At 71.8% G+C, this 20,154-nt stretch carries 16 protein-coding genes; 10 read left to right on the top strand and 6 right to left on the bottom strand.

Features of this window, described 5'->3' with window-relative positions:
- The first annotated feature begins 91 nt into the window (after positions 1 to 91).
- The 8 genes from EV386_RS12990 to EV386_RS12955 all read left to right on the top strand — a co-directional run bounded on the left by EV386_RS12990 (position 92) and on the right by EV386_RS12955 (position 12,013).
- Positions 92 to 2,119, top strand: a complete 2,028-nt coding sequence (locus EV386_RS12990; protein WP_130415617.1) for a DUF7507 domain-containing protein — start codon at positions 92 to 94, stop codon at positions 2,117 to 2,119.
- Between the two features lie 45 nt (positions 2,120 to 2,164).
- The gene (locus EV386_RS12985) at positions 2,165 to 3,718 is read left to right on the top strand and encodes a SpaH/EbpB family LPXTG-anchored major pilin (RefSeq protein WP_130416928.1); all 1,554 of its coding nucleotides are present in this window, start codon (positions 2,165 to 2,167) and stop codon (positions 3,716 to 3,718) included.
- 79 nt (positions 3,719 to 3,797) lie between these two features.
- Positions 3,798 to 4,643 carry a class C sortase gene (locus EV386_RS12980; RefSeq protein WP_130415615.1) on the top strand — a complete coding sequence of 282 codons (846 nt, stop codon included), beginning with the start codon at positions 3,798 to 3,800 and terminating at the stop codon, positions 4,641 to 4,643.
- A complete protein-coding gene (locus EV386_RS12975) occupies positions 4,640 to 5,347 on the top strand; it encodes a pilin N-terminal domain-containing protein (protein WP_130415613.1) in 708 nt (235 codons plus the stop codon). The genes EV386_RS12980 and EV386_RS12975 overlap by 4 nt, the downstream gene beginning before the upstream one ends.
- 34 nt (positions 5,348 to 5,381) lie before the next feature.
- Complete coding sequence (locus EV386_RS12970) at positions 5,382 to 6,200, top strand: L,D-transpeptidase (RefSeq protein WP_165399935.1); 819 nt, start codon at positions 5,382 to 5,384, stop codon at positions 6,198 to 6,200.
- A 215-nt stretch (positions 6,201 to 6,415) separates the two neighbouring features.
- Positions 6,416 to 8,746 (top strand): alpha-galactosidase, encoded by a 2,331-nt coding sequence (locus EV386_RS12965; protein ID WP_130415609.1) that lies wholly within the window; start codon positions 6,416 to 6,418, stop codon positions 8,744 to 8,746.
- Entirely contained in the window at positions 8,739 to 10,118 is a 1,380-nt protein-coding gene (locus tag EV386_RS12960) for a glycoside-pentoside-hexuronide (GPH):cation symporter (protein WP_130415607.1), read from the top strand. The genes EV386_RS12965 and EV386_RS12960 overlap by 8 nt, the downstream gene beginning before the upstream one ends.
- Positions 10,115 to 12,013: a glycoside hydrolase family 13 protein gene (locus EV386_RS12955; protein WP_207216535.1), complete on the top strand. Its 1,899-nt coding sequence runs from the start codon at positions 10,115 to 10,117 to the stop codon at positions 12,011 to 12,013. Before EV386_RS12960 ends, EV386_RS12955 begins: the two co-directional genes overlap by 4 nt.
- A gap of 3 nt (positions 12,014 to 12,016) precedes the next feature.
- Here EV386_RS12955 and EV386_RS12950 read toward each other — a convergent pair whose 3' ends face one another.
- On the bottom strand, positions 12,017 to 12,493 hold the full coding sequence (locus EV386_RS12950; RefSeq protein WP_130415606.1) for a hypothetical protein: 477 nt from the start codon (positions 12,491 to 12,493) through the stop codon (positions 12,017 to 12,019).
- 158 nt (positions 12,494 to 12,651) lie between these two features.
- On the opposite strand from EV386_RS12950, the gene EV386_RS12945 reads away from it, so the two are divergent.
- The gene (locus EV386_RS12945) at positions 12,652 to 13,911 is read left to right on the top strand and encodes a GNAT family N-acetyltransferase (RefSeq protein WP_130415604.1); all 1,260 of its coding nucleotides are present in this window, start codon (positions 12,652 to 12,654) and stop codon (positions 13,909 to 13,911) included.
- 83 nt (positions 13,912 to 13,994) lie between these two features.
- Here the strand turns inward: EV386_RS12945 and EV386_RS12940 are convergent, their stop codons facing one another.
- The 4 genes from EV386_RS12940 to EV386_RS12925 form a co-directional block, all read right to left on the bottom strand.
- Positions 13,995 to 14,609, bottom strand: coding sequence for a DUF305 domain-containing protein (locus EV386_RS12940; RefSeq protein ID WP_165399934.1), 615 nt, complete (start codon positions 14,607 to 14,609; stop codon positions 13,995 to 13,997).
- 164 nt (positions 14,610 to 14,773) lie between these two features.
- The gene (locus EV386_RS12935; protein WP_130415600.1) at positions 14,774 to 16,738 is read right to left on the bottom strand and encodes a copper amine oxidase; all 1,965 of its coding nucleotides are present in this window, start codon (positions 16,736 to 16,738) and stop codon (positions 14,774 to 14,776) included.
- A gap of 12 nt (positions 16,739 to 16,750) precedes the next feature.
- Positions 16,751 to 17,470, bottom strand: coding sequence for a hypothetical protein (locus EV386_RS12930; RefSeq protein WP_130415598.1), 720 nt, complete (start codon positions 17,468 to 17,470; stop codon positions 16,751 to 16,753).
- 108 nt (positions 17,471 to 17,578) lie between these two features.
- Positions 17,579 to 18,436, bottom strand: coding sequence for a helix-turn-helix transcriptional regulator (locus tag EV386_RS12925; protein WP_130416926.1), 858 nt, complete (start codon positions 18,434 to 18,436; stop codon positions 17,579 to 17,581).
- A gap of 122 nt (positions 18,437 to 18,558) precedes the next feature.
- Between EV386_RS12925 and EV386_RS12920 the strand changes: the two genes are divergently transcribed.
- Entirely contained in the window at positions 18,559 to 19,326 is a 768-nt protein-coding gene (locus EV386_RS12920) for an SDR family oxidoreductase (RefSeq protein WP_130415596.1), read from the top strand.
- A gap of 33 nt (positions 19,327 to 19,359) precedes the next feature.
- Here EV386_RS12920 and EV386_RS12915 read toward each other — a convergent pair whose 3' ends face one another.
- The gene (locus tag EV386_RS12915) at positions 19,360 to 20,145 is read right to left on the bottom strand and encodes an SDR family NAD(P)-dependent oxidoreductase (RefSeq protein ID WP_130415594.1); all 786 of its coding nucleotides are present in this window, start codon (positions 20,143 to 20,145) and stop codon (positions 19,360 to 19,362) included.
- Positions 20,146 to 20,154 lie beyond the last annotated feature (9 nt).

Genomic DNA, 20,154 nt, shown 5'->3' with positions numbered 1-20,154 from the left:
GCCGACGGCCCGCGCCGACGGACATGGGCCGTCGGCGCCACCGAGGTGAGCCCTGGAGGCTCGCGCACGCACCACCCACCAGGAGGGGTCGATGGCCAGCATGACCCGAGCGACGGAGGCACGCGCCGGCGTGTGCCGTCCGGCGGCGGTCTGCGCGGCGACGGTGCTGATGGCACTGGGAGTCGCGGCCGCCGGGCTGTCGGTCACGGAGGCGGTCGCCGCCGACCTGGCTCCGGGCGTCCCGGCCGACCCCGTGCTGGTCTACCAGGAGGACTTCTCCTCGGGGGCTCCGCTCGTCGACGGGGAGGGCCTCGCGTGGACCTCGCTGGCCTCCTACACCGGGTCGGGCCTTGAGAAGGCGTACACGGCCGAACCCGCGTGGCTGCCGGGGGCGGGCAAGTGCAACGGCTACATCCTCAACAGCAAGTCCCGGTCGCCAGGGACCGACGCTTGCGGCGACACCGGTGGCGTGGACCAGGGCGGCACGCCGCGCCCGGCCTGGTACTTCCTGCGGTACATGGCGTACGTCCTCGGCCAGGCCCAGGGCCAGACCAAGGCGTCCGCGGCACTCAATAACGCGGTGGCCAGCGAGACGAATGGCGGATCGCAAGCCGCGGGCGTCCAGTTCTCCGCTGACTTCACGGGGCGGCCGGTCACCGAGGCGGGTCACTTCTACACGGCCTCGGCGTATTTCGCCGCGATGCACTGCTCGGCCGACTCCACCAACAACTGGTACGACCCGCTGCAGTCATTCACGCTGATCCTCGACGACGGCACGCCGCTGGTCGTCGGCGAGAACCTCAGGCCCTGCCCGACGCAGGGCGTCGTCTCCGGCGGTGTCCCCGGTTTCGTCCCCCACAACGGGCCTCATCCGGCCTTCGCCGACAACCCAACGGTCGGGAGGGTCTACATCTCCAGGGTCGTCGCCCCGGAGCCCCAGCTCCTGGCCTCGGGACGGACGATCGTCGGACTGAGGATCGCCAACGCGACCGCCTACAGCTCGGGAAACGACGGCGCCTTCGACCTGCCGACCATTCTCGACGTCACCCCGCGCATCGACGCGCAGTTCGGTCACGACGAGATCGTGCTCGGCGAGACGAGCACCCTCACCTTCACGATCACGAACACCTCGGACCTCCAGGCCAAGACGGGGTGGTCGTTCGCCGACGCGCTGCCCGCCGGCGTCAGGCTCGCGCCGGGCGCCGAGGTTCGCTCCACCTGCGTGTCGGCGCAGGCCGAGACCACCGACGGCCACGTCGCCGTGCGTGGAGCGCTCGGCGCCGGCATGGGCTCGTGCACGGTCACGGTCGACGTCGTCGGGGTCGAGGTCGGCGCGTGGCCGGACCCGCTTGCCGGGCTGGACCGGTTCGGGCTGGTCCTGGGCTCCACCGAGCCGACCATCGACGTGGCAGGGCCGGCCCTGCGGTTGGAGAAGTCGACCGCGGCGGCGGGGGCCCGTGTCGGAGAGACGATCCCGTACGAGTTCCGGGTGACGAACTCCGGCACGGTGCCGCTCACGAACGTGACGGTGAGCGACGTCGTCGTCGGCGTTCACCTGGAGGCCGACCCCGTCACACTCGCGCCGGGGGAGGAGGTCACCTTCATCGGGAGCCGTGTGGTTCCCGCGAGCGAGGTCGGCGACGGCTCGGTGGACAACACGGCCGTCGCCACCGGGGACTACGCGTCGCACGACGAGCAGGGGCGCGTCAGCGACAAGTCGAGTGTGAGCATCCCCGCGTACGCGACGATCATCGCCCGCTACGTCGACCGCGAGGGCGGCCCCGTCGCGAGTACGGCGACCATCTACGACGGCGTCACCGGTGAGACGTACTCGGCCTCCCCGATCGAGGTGCCCGAACACGTCGTCGTGCGGGTCGCTGACGGATCACTGCCCGAGCAGGGTGTCGCGACGGTCGACGGCGTCATCACCTATGTCTACGCGCCCGCCATCGCGCCACCGGAGCCTCCTGCGTTGCCGGCGGCCGGGGGCCCCGGGGCCGAGGCCCTCAACGGGGCGGCGGTCATCGCGCTGCTCCTGTCCGCCGGGGCCCTGTGCGGCCGGCGCCGTCGCCTGCCCGCTGCGAGGACGCCCCAGCGCAACGTCAGTCGCCCGGACTGAGACCCGCCACACCCACACGTTCCACCCGACAGAGAGAGCACCGTCATGACCACCACGACCCACGGCGACCTCCGCCGCCTCGCCGCCGCCTTGGCCGCGCTGGCAGTCACCCTCGCGGGGGCGGCACTGGCGTCGCCTGCTGGGGCCGCCACGAGTGACGCCGGCCACCGCCTCAGCAGGTCCGCGCCCCGTGACACCTCGCCCGACCCCGCGTCTCTACCCCTGCCCGACGCAGGCAGACGGGGCACGTTGGTCATCCACAAGCACGCCTCGCCCCTCGTGTCGGACACGCCCGGCGACGGCGCAGAGCTGACGCCTGGCCTCGACGAGTCGACGGCGATCGACGGGGTCGAGTTCACCGTCGCACCGGTCCCCGGCATCGTCCTGACCACCACGGCGGGCTGGGAGGCTGGCGCGAAGCTCACGATCGAAGAGGCTCTCAACCGCGTTCAGTCGCAGCAGGCCAGCGGCGCTCCGGTCGCCTCGTCTACTCGGAACGGGAGGGCCGCCACCTTCGACGACCTCGATCTGGGCGTGTACGTCGTGCAAGAGACCACGACGCCGCTGGGCGTTGTCGCGGCGGACCCCTTCCTCGTCTTCCTTCCGATGACGAACCCGGAGGGCACCGGCTGGCTCTACGAGGTCCACGCCTACCCCAAGAACGACACGGTCCTGGTCACGAAGACCGTCGACGACTCCCGCGCCTTCGTGCTGGGCGACGAAGTCGTCTGGACGATCACCGCGGACATCCCGAAGAGTGGTCTGCTCGACGATGGCTACACAATCACCGATGTGCTCAGCGAGAACCTCGCCTACGTGACGGCCGAAGTCCAGCTGGGAACGCAAACGTTGGGTCAGAACGATTGCGAAGTGTCCCATGACGAGGACACGGGCAAGGTGACGGTCGCGTTCACGCCGTCGGGCATCGACAAGCTCAATACCGACAAGCTCAATGAGGGGACGAGCGACCTCCAGGTGACGGTGAAGATCACCACCCGCGTCGAGAGGTCAGGCGAGATCGGCAACTCCGCCGGGTTGGACATCGTCACCGCCACCACGACGCGGGGTGCGCATGTCGACTCGGGCGAGGTCGAGACCAAGTGGGGCGGCTTCCTCCTGGTCAAGAGCGATCAGAATGGCAACCTGCTCAAGGGCGCGCAGTTCAATGTCGCCGCCACCCAGGAGGATGCGCTGAACGGTGTCTTCCTGCTGGGAAGCGCGGTCACGACCGATGAGGACGGCAGCGCGTCCATCGACGGGCTGCGCTACTCGGACTACGGGAATGGTGTGCCGCTCGGCGCCGCGCCCACGGAGCCCACGTCTGAGCCCACGGAGTCAGCGGCGCCCGTGGAGCGTCTGTACTGGTTGGTGGAGACCACCGCGCCCTCGGGGTACTCGCTGCTCGCGGAGCCCGTGCCGGTCAAGGTCACCGGTCAGGTCGGCGACGGGGCCCCGATTGAGGTCGTCAACGTGCTCAAGCCGCACCTCCCGCTCACGGGCGGCGCGGGCGCCGTCGCCCTGACAGTCGCGGGAGTCGTGGTGCTCGTCTCGTCCGGGGGTGTCCTGGCCCGCAGGCGCCGCCAGTCCGCTCAGGCCTGAGCGTCTCCGGGTGGGCGCGGTGCGGTCCGCGCCCACCCGGACGTCCCCGTCGTCTCCCAACTCGCGGAGGTTCAGCCCGATGCGGCTCCGGTTCGTCTCCCTCGTGGTGATCGTCGCGGTCGGCTCCGGCCTCATCCTGTACCCGGCTGCGGGAGACTGGCTCGCCCGGCGTGCCCAGACCGCGCAGACGCTGGCGTACGCGCAGGCGATGACGAGCCTGAGCTCCGGCGAGCAGACCGCCATGCTCACCGCTGCCCGTGAGTACAACCGGAGGCTGGCCGCCGGGCGGGCGGACGTGGGTGACCATCCCGACGCCGCGTACCTGGCGCTGCTGCGCACCGCGTCGGGGGACGTCGTCGGGCAGGTGTCCATCCCCGCGATCGCGGTCACCCTGCCGATCTACCCCGGAACCGACGACGCCGCGATGAGCCGCGGCGCCGGGCACCTGTACGGCACGTCGCTGCCTGTGGGTGGTCCGACGACGCACGCCGTTCTCGCCGCGCACTCCGGGCTACGCTCCGCGCGCATGTTCGACGACCTGCTCCAGGTCGAGATCGGGGACCGATTCACCGTTACCGCGGCCGGGCAGACGCTGACCTATGACGTGGACCGCATCGATGTCGTCGCGCCGAGTGACAACTCTCAGTACCCGATCGTGCATGGCGAGGACTACGTCACTCTGCTGACCTGCACGCCGATCGGCGTCAACTCCCACCGCCTGCTCGTGCGCGGATCCCGGACCGACGCGCCGGCGGTGGGCGCGCCTCACGCGGCGGTCGTTCCGACCCACCTGGGCTTCCCCTGGTGGGCCGTCACATGGGCCGCGGCGATCGCCGCGGCCGCGGCGGTGGGGTGGCTCGGCCTCCTGCGCGTTGTGCCGCCCCGCGGGCCGCGCGGCCCACATCACGAGGGAGACCGTCGATGATCCGCCCCCGCATGCGCGCAGCGATAGCCAGCCTGATGGCCGCGGCGCTCGCCGTGGTCGTGTCGCTGCCCGCCGTCGCTGCGCCCCCGGCTCTGCCGGACCCTGGTGCGACGAGCACGCTGGTCGTCACCAAGTCGAGGGCGGGGGTGACCACCGCTGCCGGTGCCACGTTCACGGTCCGACAGGTGCTCGCCGACGACGTCGGCCGGGCGATCGACCTGGCCACGACGGCGGGCTGGCTCGCGGCCGAGGACGTCACCGTGGCCGACGTGCCGCGGTTGAGCCTCGGCGTGCCGGTCGTGCGGACCACCGGCTCGGCCGGCGCCGTGACCTTCGCCCATCTGAGCACGGGGCTGTACTTCGTCGCCGAGACGGGGGCGCCCAGGGGGGCCCGGGCGGAGGGGTTCCTCGTGGCGCTTCCCATGACGGACCCCGCAGGGGCCGCCTGGCTCCACACCGTGCGTGCCTTTCCGAAGAACACCCGCCCCGCATCGGGCGGGGACTCGATGTCCGCGCTCCCGACGCCGCGTCCGGACGCGAGCCCCGCGCCGTCGTCGACGCCCGGAGCCTCCGGAGCTCGGGCGCCGTCAGGCCCTCCGGTGGCGTTCGCGGCGCCCGCGCCCCCGACGCCACCGGACGCTGCGACGGCGGCGGAGCGGTCCACCAGTCCGAGGGCGCCGCGATTCGTCCCTGTCACGGGGTGACGCATGGCCCGTCCCGCTCCCGAAGGAGATGCCGTTGAGCACCGCTCGTGCGCGCGTGCGCGGAATGCTCGTGGCGGTCGCGCTGGCCGCCGCCTCGGTCGCCTGCGCCGTCCCTGAGCCGGGAGTCCGCCTCCCCGACGGGTCGGCCCCGCCGTCGGCCGAGGTCGACGCTGATCTCACGACCCTGCCCCGTCCGGACGTGGACGTCATCCTGCCCGCCGGCCTCCCTCGCGTGGAGGGGGAGGGGCGTCGCCTCATCGCCACCCCGATCGCCGCGCTCACGGCCGGCCACACGGCGCCGGGCGGCGACGTCGTCGTCGCCCTCTCGGCGACGGCGGGTCTCGACGTGGCCGGGTGGTACGTCACGGACCTCGAGACCGGGTGGGTCCAGGTGCTGACGCCATACGGCCGCGGCGCGCTGCCGTCGCAGAACCCGGCACGTGTCAACGGGTACGCCACGTGGGTCCGCGCCTCGCAGGTGAGCCTCGCCGAGGCGCCCGCCCGCGTCGTCGTCAGCCTTGCCGACCGCGAGCTCACCCTCACCCGGGACGGAGTGACGACCACGATTCCGGTCGGCGTCGGGCGACAAGGCGCGCCGACCCCCTCCGGCCTCGGTCAGATCAGCGAGATCGTCACGTCCGACGCCGGGCACACGTACCTAACCAGCCTCCAGTCGGAGGTGATCGACTCGTACGCCGGCTCGGGGTTCGCGGCGACGGCCCTGCACGCCGACCCGCATCACGGGGCGACGGTCGGTCGCGCGCTCTCCGACGGCTGTGTCCGCCTCCGGCCGGAGGACTTCGCCGTACTGGACGGGTTGCCGCTCGGGACGCCCGTCGTCATTCGGGGTTGAGGCCGCACACGTGAGGCCTCACCCCTGGGCCCCCGAGTGAGTCGGGCCATCGGAGGCCCGGTCGCCGCGCCGCCTGCCAGGCGCCGCCGTGGCGCGTGCCGCGCCCGCCGAGCGAGCAGGAGGGTGTCGCTGCTGGGCAGGTGCCCCCGGCGGCGTCGAGAATGCGCAGACGTGGCCCGCGCGCGGGCCGACCAGCAGCTCGCGCGGAGGTCAGGATGCCCATCGCCGTCACCGGGGACGACTTTCGGCTCGACACGGCCACGACGAGCTATTGGCTCCGGCGCACGCCGTTCGGGCACCTGGAGCACCTGTACTACGGCCCGCGGCTGCCGGCGGGAGACGCCGAGCCGGTCGCGCTCAAGCGCACCGCCGTGCTGGGCGCCTCGGTCGACTACGACCCGGGCGACCCGCTGTACTCGCTCGACACCCTGCCGTTGGAGTGGTCCGGCCAGGGGTATGGCGACTACCGCTTCAGCCCCGTCGAGGCGCGTATGCCGGACGGCGTCTTCGCCTCCGATTTCACCTATGTGGGCCACGAGGTGGTGGCCGGCTGCGTCCCGATCGACACGCTGCCCTCGGCGTACGACGGCGACCAGACGCTGCGCGTCACCCTGGCCGACGAGGCCACCGGCGTCGAGTTGGACCTGTACTGGACCGTCTTCGAGGCGGCCGACGTCGTGACCAGGCGGGCGGTGCTGCGCAACGCCGGATCGGACCGGCTGACGCTGCGTCGGCTGCTCAGCGGCATGGTCGACCTGCCGAACCGCGACCTGGAGCTGCACACCTTCGACGGCGGCTGGATCAAGGAGGCCCACCGGCATGTGCGGCCACTGACGTATGGGACGCACCTCAACGGCTCGACGACCGGGGCGAGCTCGAACCGGCACAACCCGGGGTTCCTGCTGGCCGAGTCGACCGCGACGCAGGACGACGGTTGGGTGTTCGGGGTCAACCTGATCTACAGCGGCAACCACCTCGGCGTCGTCGAGCTGAGCAACCACGACCTCGCGCGCGTGGGCGTCGGCATCCACCCCGACCGCTTTGAGTGGGTGCTGGAGCCGGGGGAGGCGTTCGAGACCCCCGAGATGGTGCTCACGGTCAGCGACCGCGGGCTCAACGGGGCCAGTCACCACTTCCACGACTTCGTGGGCCGTCACGTGGTGCGCGGACCCTGGCGGGACCGGGAGCGGCCCGTCCTCCTCAACAACTGGGAGGCGCACTTCTTCTCGTTCACCGAGTCGACGCTGCTCGATCTGGCCAAGCGCGCGAAGGCGATCGGCGTCGAGCTGTTCGTGCTCGACGACGGCTGGTTCGGGGCGCGTGACAGCGACAGCGCCGGACTCGGCGACTACGAGGTCAACCGCCGCAAGCTGCCCGGTGGACTCGACCGGTTCGCGACCAGGCTCAAGCGCCTCGGCCTGGACTTCGGGCTCTGGTTCGAGCCCGAGATGGTCAATGAGGACTCCGACCTGTTCCGCGAGCACCCCGACTGGGCGGTGCGGACCCCGGGGCGGCGCACCACACGCGGGCGCAACCAGCTCGTGCTGGACCTGTGCAACCCGAAGGTGCAGGACCACATCATCGAGTCCGTGGGCCGCGTGCTCGACTCGGCCGACATCACCTACGTCAAGTGGGACATGAACCGGCACGTCAGCGACGCGTACTCGCCGACGCTGACCCACCAGGGCGAGTTCCACCACCGGTACGTGCGCGGCCTGTACCGGGTGCTGCGGGAGATCTTCGAGCCGCGCCCGCACATCCTGCTCGAGTCGTGCTCCTCGGGAGGCAACCGGTTCGACCTGGGGATGCTGTGCTTCTCCCCGCAGATCTGGGCGTCCGACGACACCGACCCCGTCGAGCGCCTCAAGATCCAAGAAGGCCTGTCCTACCTGTACCCGCCGTCCACCTGGGCAGCCCACGTCTCCGGCGCCCCGCACCAGCAGACGCTGCGCGCGACGCCGCTGAGCACCCGCTTCAACGTCGCCGCGTTCGGGGTGCTCGGCTACGAGCTGGACCTGAAATACCTGGGACGCCTGGAGCTCAAGGAGTTGCGCGAGCAGGTCGACTTCTACCGGCGCCACCGCCGCACCCTGCAGTTCGGGCGGTTCTCGCGGGTGCGCGTGCCCAAGGGCAACAAGGTCCAGTGGCAGGTCGTGGCGCGCGACGGCGCGAGCGCCGTGACCGGGTACTTCCAGACCCTGGCCCAGGCGTCCGAGGGCTTCGACCGCCTCCGCGTCATCGGGCTGGCGCCCACCGAGCGGTACCGGATCGAGACACGGCCCCAGTACCTGCCCCTGCGCCGGTTCGGCGAGCTCGTCAAGCACATCCTGCCCGTCGAGCTCAACCCGGACGGCCTGGTCATGCGCACCGCCGGGAAGGTCCGCAACGTGCCCGACGACGTCGAACGGTACGACGCGAGTGGCGCGATGCTCGCCTCCGGCGTGTTGCTGCACAACCAGTTCGTCGGCAGCCACTACAACGAGCAGACCCGCCTGCTGGGCGACTTCGGCTCAAACCTCTACGTCGTGGAGCTCATCGATGAGTGACTACCGCCGCAACCGCTGGACGTTCGGCGTCGGCACGATCGGGCGGGACATGCTGTACACGCTCATCAGCATGTTCCTGATCGTGTACCTGACGAACGTCGCCGGCCTGACCACCCGGGAGCTGGCCTGGACCACGGGCGTCGTCGTCGGCCTGCGCGTGCTCGATGCCGTCACCGACCCGCTCATGGGCGTGGTGGTCGACAACACGCGCACCCGGTGGGGCAAGCACAAGCCGTGGATCCTCGGCGGAGCGCTGCTCAGCGGCCTGCTGACCGTCCTGATCTTCGTCGACCCCGGCCTCCACGGCGCCGCCCGGGTCGCGGCGTTCGCGGCGCTGTTCTTCCTGTGGTCGGTCAGCTACTCGCTCAACGACATCGCCTACTGGTCGTACGTCCCCGAGCTCTCCACCGACCTCAGGGAGCGGGAGAGCATCGGCGCCAAGGCCCGCATCTTCTCCCTCGTGGGCGTGTTCTTCGTGGTCGCCGGGATCGTGCCGATCACCTCCGCGCTGGGCGGCGACGACGAGCGACGCGGCTGGCTCCTGTTCGCGGTCCTCGTCGTCGCCGTGCTGTGGGCCGGGCAGGCCGTCACGCTGCTCGGCGTCCGCGAGCCGCAGGGGCCCGAGCACCAGCGCGAGCGGACGTCTTTCCGGGACTTCGTCCGCGCCATCGGCCGCAACGACCAGCTCCTGTGCGTCGCCGTGGCGATGGGCCTGTTCATGATCGGGTACACGACCACGACGTCGTTCGGCCTGTTCTACTTCCAGTTCGTCTACGGCGACGAGGCGATGTTCTCGATCTTCGCGATCGTGCTGGGCGTCTCGCAGATCGCCTCGCTCCTGCTGTTCCCCAAGGTCTCGGCGCGCATGCGCCGCAAACGGCTGTACCTGTGGGCGACGGTCCTCGTCGTGGCCGGGTATGTGCTGTTCTTCGTCGCCCCGACCGGCACCATGGCCGTCATCGGGGTGGCCGGCGTGCTCATCTTCGTGGGGCAGGCCGCCATCCAACTCCTCATGCTGCTGTTCCTGGCCGACACGGTGGACTACGGCCACTGGAAGCTCGGCAAGCGCAACGACTCGGTGACGTTCTCGCTGCAGCCCTTCATCTACAAGGCCGGCGGGGCCGCCGCGACCGGCGTCGTCGGGCTGACCGCGATCCTCACCGGCCTCAATGACCGCGCGGTGGGCGACCTGCTCGAGGGTGCGCCCCTCCTCGGCTTCAAGGGCGCGATGCTCGCGCTGCCGCTGGTGTGCGTCGTCGGCGGCTACCTGGTGTTCCACCGTTGGTACCGCATCGACGAGACGGCCTACGCCGCCGTCCGCGCCGACCTGGCCGCGCGCGAGGGCCAGCGCTCGGCGCCGGTGGCGCCGTGACCCTCACCATGCGCAGCACGCTCGGCGAGGTCTACGCCCACCCCGTCGGCCACGACGCGCTCGACAAGGTCCTCCTCCAGGTCGGGCGGTCGCCGCGGTGGCTGACCAATCCCGTGGTCTCGCGCCTGCGGCTCTCGACCCTCGCCACCCTCGCCCGGCGCGTGGCGCCGCCGTCGTTCTTCGAGGCGTTGCTGCGACTGCTGAACTCCGAGCCGTCCCGCTACGAGGACCACGGGCCCGGGCCCCGCGCATGGTGGAAGGAGGCCGTCTTCTACCAGGTGTACCCGCGCAGCTTCCAGGACTCCGACGGCGACGGCGTCGGCGACCTGCGCGGCGTCATCCAGCGGCTCGACCACCTGCGCGACCTCGGCGTCGACGCCCTGTGGCTCTCGCCCATCTACGACTCCCCGAACGACGACAACGGCTACGACATCCGCGACTACCGCGCGATCATGGCCGAGTTCGGTGACATGGCGGACTTCGACGAGCTCCTGGCGCAGGTCCACGCGCGCGGCATGCGCCTGATCATGGACCTGGTGGTCAACCACACCTCCGACGAGCACCCCTGGTTCCAGGCGGCGCTCGCGGACCCGACGTCGCCGTACCGCGACTACTACGTCTTCCGCGACGGCGTCGACGGCGGGCCGCCCAACAACTGGACCTCGTTCTTCTCCGGCTCGGCGTGGAGGCGGGTCCCGGACGGGCAGTACGCCCTGCACCTGTTCTCCGGCAAGCAGATGGACCTCAACTGGGAGAACCCGGACCTGCGCGCCGACATCGCGCAGATGGTCCGCTGGTGGCTGGCCAAGGGCGTCGACGGCTTCCGCCTCGACGTCATCAACTACATCTCCAAGCAGCCCGGCCTGCCGCCGGGCGACCCCACCATCGGCGCCCTGATGGGGTTCACCGGTGTGGAGAACTACGTCTACGGCCCCCGCCTGCACGAGTTCCTGCGCGAGCTGCGTGCCGCGGCGTTCGAGCCGTTCGACGCGTTCAGCGTGGGGGAGACGCCCGGCGTCGGGCTGGAGCAGGCCACGTTGCTGACGGCCGCCTACCGCCGCGAGCTCGACATGGTGTTCTCCTTCGACCACCTGGAGACGCCCGGCCACACACGGTTCGACGACTACCGGTACGACCTGAACTACCTCAAGGCGTACCTGATGCGCTGGACGCGGGACTACCCGTCGTCGTGCTGGATGTCGCTGTTCTACGACAACCACGACAACCCGCGCATGATCTCGAAGGTCAACCCCGACCCGGCCCACCGCGAGGCGCTGGCCAAGCTCCTGGCGACCATCCAGCTCACCAGCCGCGGCACGCCGTTCCTGTTCCAGGGCCAGGAGATCGGCATGGTGAACCAGCGCTTCACCGACATCTCGCAGGTGCGCGACGTCGAGAGCCTGAACCTCTACGACTCGCTGCTCGCCGACGGGCAGACGCCGCAGGCCGCGTTCGCGACCGTGCTCGCCGGCACGCGCGACCACGCGCGCACCCCGATGCAGTGGACGCCGGACGAGCACGGCGGCTTCTGCGGGGTCGAGGGCGCCGTCCCCTGGATCGAGGGCGACGGCGACCACCGGTTCTGCAACGTGCGCGACCAGGCCGCCGACGACGACTCGGTGCTCGCGTTCCATCGACGGTTGATCGCGCTGCGCCGCGCCACCCCGGCGCTGGTCTACGGCGACGTCCGCTTCGTCGAGGCCCGGCGGCGGGGCTATCTCGGGTACGTGCGCGCGCTGGACGGCGAGGCGTACCTCGTGGAGTGCAACCTCACCGACCGCCCGCAGCCGACGCCGCGGCGACACGCGAGGCTGGAGCCCGTCGTCGGCTCGCACGGGACGCCGCTGGCGTGGCTGCGCCCGTACGAGTCCGTGGTGTACCGCGTGCTGCGCTGAGCCCTACTGGCAGTCGCACACGCCCGTCGCCGGGAGCTGGGTGAAGCACGAGGGGCAGAAAACGGGGGTGGGCTCCTCGCGCGTGGAGCGCGACGTCCGCGTGCTCGTGGCCCGCGTGGCCGCTGGTCGGGGGCTGGTGGCCCGGGCGCGGGGGGACCGCGTGCTCGACGTCCCGGCCGCGCGCGTGCCCGACGATCCCGACGCCCCCAGGCAGAACCGCGACAACTGCTCCCCGGCGGTGGTGTCGACCTTGGCCAGGAGGCGGGGCAGCCAGGTGCCGTGCGGCTGACCGGTGACGACCCCCGAGCGCTCCTGCACGGTGCGCACCAGGTCGTCCTGCGTGAGGCGTGTGTTCGCGGCCGCGGCCGCCTCCAGAGCCTCGGCGGCGACCGGAGCCCAGGCCCGCATGGCGTCACCCCAGGTCATCGACAAGCCGTCAGAGACGCGGTAGATGCTCGGTCGTAATTCGGCTCCAGTCACCCACCGAGCCTACCCGCGCGTGAGCGCTGCCCGGTCCGGCCTTGCCGCTCCGGCGCGGGGCATGACGCGCGTCCCCACGCGGTCGCATGCGTGCAGCGGCAGGGCGCCGGGGTGGGTGAGTGTTGTCCAGGTCGCCTTGGCGCGGCAGGGTGAGGGCCATGACGGACGACGGGGTGGTGCGGGCCGACGAGCACTGCGTGGAGGTCGTCGGCGCCTCAGCGGCGCCCGGGGCGACGTCGGACGTGGTGGGCGGCCTCGTCGCCGGCCTGGTGCGCGGTCCGCTGCGGATTCTGACCGGGGTGGCGTGCGGGCCCGTTCGGGTTGCCCTCAGCGCGCGCCCCCACCCTGCCGAGGACCCCGATCCCGGGTGGGAGGACGTGGCCGAGGTGAGTGTGCTCGCGGGCAGCAGGTCAGTTCTCCGGCCTGGGCCTGTCACCGTCGCCGACCCCGGCGGGCGGGCCGCAGCCGGGCAGGAGCGGCTCGACGCCTTCGGCCCGGGCTGGTACCGGCTGCGTGTCCACGCCCGGGGCAGGGACCGGCGCTATGACCACGTCGTCGAGGATCCGGTTGAGGAGTATCTCGTCGTCGCCTGGCCCCAGGCCGAACCGCAGCCGGCGCGGCCGGTCGCCGTCGGCTCGCGCACGGCGAGAGGGGCGTCGCGGACCTGGCCCGCCGTGACGGCCCGCGGCGCCCTGAGGAGTGCTCCCAGCGCCGTCGGCGAGCGGGCCCCAGCCGTCACCTCGCGTCCCGACGCGACGGCGCCCGACGCCACGCGCGACGCCGTGGCGCGGAACCTGGAGGCGATGCGGGTCCGCTCGTCCGCAATGACGGACACCGGACACAGACTCCTGGCACAGCGCAACCTTGAGACGGTCACTCGGCGCCACCGCACCCCGGCGCCCCTGCGCGTCAGAGAGCTGAGCGCCCAGGACGCTCCGCTCGCGCAGGCGCTGCTCGTTTGGGACCCGGGCTACAGCGAACGGGTCACCGGCGCCGCGCCCGCACCATCCGACGGCGAGCGCCTGTTCGCCGCGCGGCCCCCGGGCGTCGGAGCTGACGCGAAGGCCGTGCTGGGGTTCTTCGACGATGCGAGCCCGCGCGACGGGCAAGGGCTTGTCGCGCTGGTCGACCTGGTGCGCGGGTATCCGGCGCCCGACGTCGCCTTCATCGGGCTGCTCATGGTCGACGGCCGTCGACAGGGCCGCGGGTACGGGCGCGCGGCCTACCTGCTGGCCGAAGACCACGTGCGTCGTGCCTGGCCCGAGGTTCGCACGCTGCGGCTCGCCATCGTGGACACCAACGCTCCGGGCGCCGTTCCGTTCTGGGAGTCGTTCGGGTTCCGCGCCACGGGGCAGACCAAGGCGTTCGACGCGGGCCTGGCCACGACCGCCCGCCTCTACGAGCTGCGCATCCGCTGAGGCGGCCGATCTGATCGGCGCTGCGGCGATGGTCCGAGCGCTGAGCGGAGCGCGGCCGCGCGCGCACTGCCCGGGTGGCCCGTTCAGCCGAACCGCGTCAGCAGGGCGCGCATCGCGTCGATCTCGACGCCCTGCTCGGTGATGACGTGGTGGGCGAGCGCGTCGACGAAGGCGTTGTCCCCCTGGTCGACGGCGACCCGCGCCATCGCGATCGCCCCTTGGTGGTGGGGGATCATCCCCACGAGAAAGTCGTGCGTCGCGGCCCCGGGACTCATGTCCATAGGGCCGTCGTCGTGCGGCATGGGCCCCATGCCGTCGCCGACCGCCGCCATCGCCTCGTCCGCGGGGCGCCAGGCGTCGAGCTCGGGGTACGCCGTGTCCCACGCGTCCAGCCACTCGGTCATCAGGTCGATCTCGCGCTGCTGGTCGCGCTCGACCCACTCCCCGAGCTCACGGATCTGCGGGTCGAGCCCGTCCACCGTGAGCAGCATCTGGGCCATCTCCACAGCGGCCCGATGGTGGGGGATCATCCGCACGGCGAACGCGAGGTCGACGTCGGTGGGCAGCACGTCGGCTGGCCCGCTGCGCACGGAGCCCGGGTCGAACGCCTGGAACCCGAAGCCGCCGCCCGTCGCAGCGGGGCTCGGCGTCGCCGTCGGGCCCGACGGCGAGGCCATGGAGTGCGTGGCATGGTCCATCCCCGCGGTGTGCTCCATCGGAAGCCCACAGGCGCTGAGGGCCAACGCGCACACGATTGCGAGAGAGGCTACGGCTCCGGTCCGCACGGTCAAGATCCTCCAGATGGTCGGGCACGACGGCGCCTGGCCCGCGGGGCGAGCGCCCCGCGGGCCAGGCGCCAGGGTCACTTCGCTCGGATCGGCGTCGAGGTCGCCGTCCCGATCGAGCCTCCGGGCAGTTGCTGCCCGGGGGCGGTGTCGGGCTGGGCCGTCACCGTGACGCTGACCTTGGCGCCCGCGAGCGCCTTGGTGACCTTGAGGGTGTTCTCCTCGGTGGGCTCGCCGTGCGGTTTGCCGTTGACGAGCCACTGGTAGGTGAAGCGGTAGGCGCTCACCTGCTCGGGCACGAACGGCTGGTCGCCCTCGGTGTCCGGGTCGGCGTCGACGAGCGAGTCGGCGTCGTCGATGGTCGACGTCATGATCTCGGGCGCCCACGTGCCCGGCGACGCCGTGATCGTGCTGCCGGCCTGCGAGAGGCGCGGCTTGCTCGTGGCCTGCGGGGTCACGCACACCGCGTGCATGGTGGCGCCGACGTCGCCGTTGACGCACGCACGGTTGTCCGGGTGGACCGGCGCGGTCGCGGTGAAGTCACGCGGGTAGAGCGTGAACGCCTGCCAGTGCGTGGGCATCGGGGACTGGTCCTCGTCGCGGACGACGTGGTGGAACCCGACGTTGACCCACGCGACCGGGTCGGTCAGGGGTTGCGCGTCGGACACGTAGTCAACCAGCGACTTGCCCGCCGACGCCGCGCAGTCGCCAGTGGCGACGTTGTAGCTGGCGTAGACCTCGCAGGGGTTGGCCTGGGAGAACGTGATCAGCGGAGAGGTGACCGGGTTGGCGTCGTACGTCTGGATGTTGCCGAAGACGAAGTCGTAGCCGCGGGCGTGCCCGTCGGCGTTCAGGCTGTCCGGGTTGCTGACCGTGTAGTACGTCGTCGCGGCGTCCGGGGCGTGTGACCCTCCGCCGAAGGAGGCCTCGGTCGTGATCGGCGTCCCGGCCAGCTCCATGACCTTCGACTCGACGTTCGGCTCGCCGTACTCGCCGGGCACCAGGGTGTTGTCACCGACGAACTGCGACGTGTAGCGGGTGGCGACCTGGCCGCTGGTGGAGCCGTCGATGCCGAAGTCGACCTTCCAGATGGCGTTGTGCCAGTGGTTCGCGGCGAAGTCCGACGCGCCCGTGCCCAGCGGCCACCCCGCGGCGGCGCCACTGCCCATCGCGTCCGGTGAGGTGCAGGCCAGATCCTCGGACGCGTCCGTGTCGGGCAAGTCGTAGACCTCTGTGTCGTCGCACTCCGGCGCCTCGTAGCGGTCGCCCGCCGCCGAGACGAAGTCGTTCGGGGAGATGTCACCGGTGGCGCCCAGGGACACCTCGATCGAGCCGTTGTCGGAGAGCGTGAACTTCTGGACGTACTCGTACCAGTCGACCTTCGAGACCGAGTACACCTGCAGGCCTTGGGTCGGCTCGGAGTACAGCGCGTTGTCCGACCAGTCGCCCCAGGTCTGCTCGTGTGAGCGCGCGCCGAGCGGCGAGGAGACGTCGGTGACGCAGATGCCGGGGATCGTGCGGCTTCCCGCCGCGGTCCACGTCTCGTCGTCGGCCTCCCAGGTCTGCTCGACCGGGATGGTGTAGAGCGACCCGTCCTTGACGGTCTGCCGCGTCGCGGGGCAGTCCTGCGCGGACAGCGACTGCAGGAAGAGCTTGCCGAATCCGTAGGTGGTCACGTCGTTCCAGACCTCGCCACCGTGGTCGTAGGGGACGTTGAGCTGGCCGAGGGCGAGCTCGTCGAGCACCTTGATGAAGGCGGCGTCCTGCGCGGCCTTGAACCAGACGTTCTTGAGCACCGTGCCGCGCTGGGACTCGCTGACGGCGCAGAATGCCCACGAGGAGCCGGACTCGAACGTCTTGACGATGGCCTGCGGGTCGGAGCAGCCGAGGTCGGGCACGCCCACGGCCGACGCCGCGGCGCCCGCGCCCTGCGCGCCTTGCGCGCACACAGCCAAACCGGCGACGACGAGCGACGCCGTCACAGCCGCGCCGATGATCGCTCCGATGCGCCGAGCCCGGCGCGGGGTCGCTTGATGGGTCATGGCCCTCCTTTGTCAGTCTTGCTCGATGGCGGCGCCGGCGGAGAGGTCCACCACCGGGTTGGTCGCGGTCAGGCGCAGGCCGTCGTCCGTGGTGATCTGCAGGCGCGCGCACCGGTGCGTGGAGCAGGCGTCGTCGGCGCCGCCGGGGGCCGGGGGCACGTGTGCACCGCCGAGCACCTCGAGCTGGTCGGCGGAGGTCAGCTCCTCTCCCGTGCCGGCGGCGTACGCGTCTCGCCAGGGTTGGCCGACCGGCGAGGCGAGGAGGATCTCGGTGGCGCGCCGGGTCTCGCGAGCGTTCGGTGGGGGCTGGGAGCCCTCGGAGGTCTCGACCCGCGCGCTGCCCGTCCGGAGATCGACGTGGACGGTGTACAGGACGTCGGCGGCGTAGTCGTAGAGCAGGGCTGTCGCGTGCCTACCCTCGGTCGCGCTCAGATCGGGGTCGATCGTGATGACCTCCGGCCCCTGGCCACCGGTCACGTCGCGAGCCGTGCCAGGGACGCCCGACGCGGAGGAGGCGAGGGATCGGACGTAGCCGTACTCGGCGTCGGACAGGGGGTCGAAGGTCTCGCCCAGATGCGTCGGCGCGGCGGTCGGCAATGCGCCCACACGGATGACGGCCTGAGCCGAGGCGAAGGGATCGTCGTGGCTGGTGCACCCCACGAGCCCGGCGACGAGCGCGACACAGCCCAGGACTCCCAGGACGCCTCGGTGGCGACGAAGCCGTTGCGGCAATCTCGATCCCTTCGCTCGCACTTCCTCGGAGCCCGTCGCGGGCTGCGAGGTCGTGGCCACGGTAGGGACGGCATGTCTCCCGCAAGCCGCCACCCGGTTTCCTGGGCGTTACGAACCAGCGGCTCGCTCGGGCGCCAGCGCCTGTGTGCCGATCACGCGCAGCAGCGCGAGCTTGTCCGCGGCCTCGGTGCGCGGCGGCGCGGTCAGCACCAGCAGGCACTGCGACTGGTCCTCGGTGAACAGCACCGTGCAGTCGACCTCAAGCTCGCCCAGCTCCGGGTGCACGAGCACCTTGTGGTCCTCGAACCGGCGCGCGACCTCGTGCCGGTCCCACAGCGCGGCGAAGTCGGGGCTCTCGCGCCGCAGCGCCCGCACCAGCTCGCCCGCACGCGAGTCGGGCCCGTACAGGTCGAAGGCCACCCGCAGGTTCGCGACCTGGGCGCGCCCCTGGCGCTCGCGGTCGCGGGCCGGGTAGAGCTCCTGCTCGCCGGGCCGCACGAACCAGCGGTAGACCTCGCTGCGCATCAGCCCCGTGTACGCCGTCCTGTCGCCGAACAGCGCCGTCGCGGGCTCGTTGGCCACGAGCGTCTCCCCGAGCGCCGACAGGATCAGCGCCGGGGTGTCGCCGAGCCGGTCGAGCACGCGCAGCAGAGCCGCCGACACGTGGCCGCTCACCACCGTGCGGTCGGGCGCCGCGCGGCCCGCGAGCCGGAACAGGTGGTCGCGTTCGTCGTCGGACAGGCGCAGCGCCCGTGCGAGCGAGCCGAGCATCTGCTCGCTGGGCTGCGGCCCGCGTCGCTGCTCAAGGCGCGTGTAGTAGTCGGCGCTCATCGCGGCCAGCGCCGCGACCTCCTCGCGCCGCAGCCCCGCGGTGCGTCGTCGGGCGCCGACCGGCAGCCCGACGTCGGCGGGTCGCACCGCCTCACGCCGCCGCCGCAGGAAGTCCGCGAGGCCTGCCCTGTCCATCCGCTCCATGCCCCCATGGTCCGCCGCCGACGACGCCCGCCGCGAGCGCCCAGGCAGGGATCGCCGGTCCCCCGATGAGGGGTCCTCTCCCGCGCGCGGCGGGGCGGCCGCAGGGTGGAGGCATGAACATCACCGGCAACACCGTCTTCATCCCCGGCGCCACCAGCGGCATCGGGCTGGCTTTGGCCCTGCGGCTGCAGGCGAGGGGCAACACCGTGATCGTCGGCGGGCGGCGCACCGAGCGGCTCGAGCGCATCGTCGCCGAGCACTCCGGACTCGACGCCGTCCGGATCGACACCGCGGACGGGGACTCGATCCAGACCGCCGCCACGCAGGTGCTGGCCGACCACCCCGATCTGAACGTCGTCGTCGCCATGGCGGGCATCATGCAGGCCGAGGACTGGACCGGCCCCGACTTCCTGGCCACCGCCGAGCGCACCGTGACCACCAACCTGCACGGCCCGATCCGCCTCGTCGCGGCATTCGTCGAGCACCTGCGCACGCGCCCCGGAGCCGTGTTCGTGACCGTCTCGAGCGGACTGGCGCACGTGCCGCTGCGCGTCACGCCGACCTACAACGCGACCAAGGCCGCGATCCACCAGCTCTCGGAGGGCATTCGGCTCCAACTCGAGCCGGCCGGGGTGCAGGTGATCGAACTGGTGCCGCCGGCGGTGCGCACCACGCTCATGCCGGGACAGGAGGACAGCCCCATCGCGCAGCCGCTCGACGCGTTCGCCGACGAGGTGATGGACCTGCTCGAGGCCCAGCCGGACGCGCACGAGATCCTGGTCGAGGGTGTGGGCTTCCTCCGGTTCGCGCGGGAGCGCGGTGTCTACGACGCGACCCTCGCGCGCCTCAACGCCAGCGACCCGCACGCGGCGCGCGTCTGACCCGGCTCGGGTCCGTGTCTCTGGGCTGTGGCCTCAGCCGAGTCGCTTGGGGCCGAGGTAGCTGCCGCCGGTTGCGTCGAGGACGTTCGCCGTCAACCACCCACTGGCGTCAGAGGCCAGGAACGTGACGACGTCGGCGACGTCCTGCGGTGTGCCGACCCGCTCGATCGCCTGGTTCGCGGCCACCGCGGCCTGGGCCTGGGGATGGTCGAGGAAGGCGGCCATGCGTTCGGTGCGCGTGGGACCGGGGGAGACCATGTTGATGGTGATGCCGCGCGCTCCTAGGTCGTTGGCGGCGTTACGGGTCAGGTTCTCCATCGCCGCCTTGGTCATCGCGTAGGCCAGCTCGCCGGGCAGGGCGATGCGGGTGGCGCCCGAGCCGATGTTGATGATGCGCCCACCGGCGCTCATGAGCGGCAGCGCCCGTTGGATCAGGAAGAACGGCGCCCGAACGTTCACGGCGAACAGCCGGTCGAACGCCTCGGGGGTCTCGCCGTCGATGCCGCCAGCGGACTCGCTGATGGCCGCGTTGTTGACGAGGATGTCGAGGCGGGGTCGACCCAGGCGTTCGCGCAGCCCCGCCTCCAAGGCGGAGATCACCGTGTCGACGTCGCCGTCGTCGCCGAACCTGCCGCGAACGGGGAGGGCGGACCCGCCCGCCTGCTCGATGTCGGTGACCACCTCCTTGGCGGCGGCGTCGTCCTCGGCGTAGTGCACGGCGACCAGCGCGCCCTCGGCGGCCAGGCCGAGACAGATCGCACGGCCGATTCCCCGCGAGCCGCCGGTGACCAGCGCCACGTTGCCTGTCAGCGTGCCCATGACGCATCC

It is taken from the genome of Xylanimonas ulmi (assembly GCF_004216535.1).
In the GTDB taxonomy this organism is placed as follows: Bacteria; Actinomycetota; Actinomycetes; order Actinomycetales; family Cellulomonadaceae; genus Xylanimonas; species Xylanimonas ulmi.
Note: the sequence above shows the minus strand (reverse complement) of the source record. Positions and strands in the feature narration are given on the sequence as shown.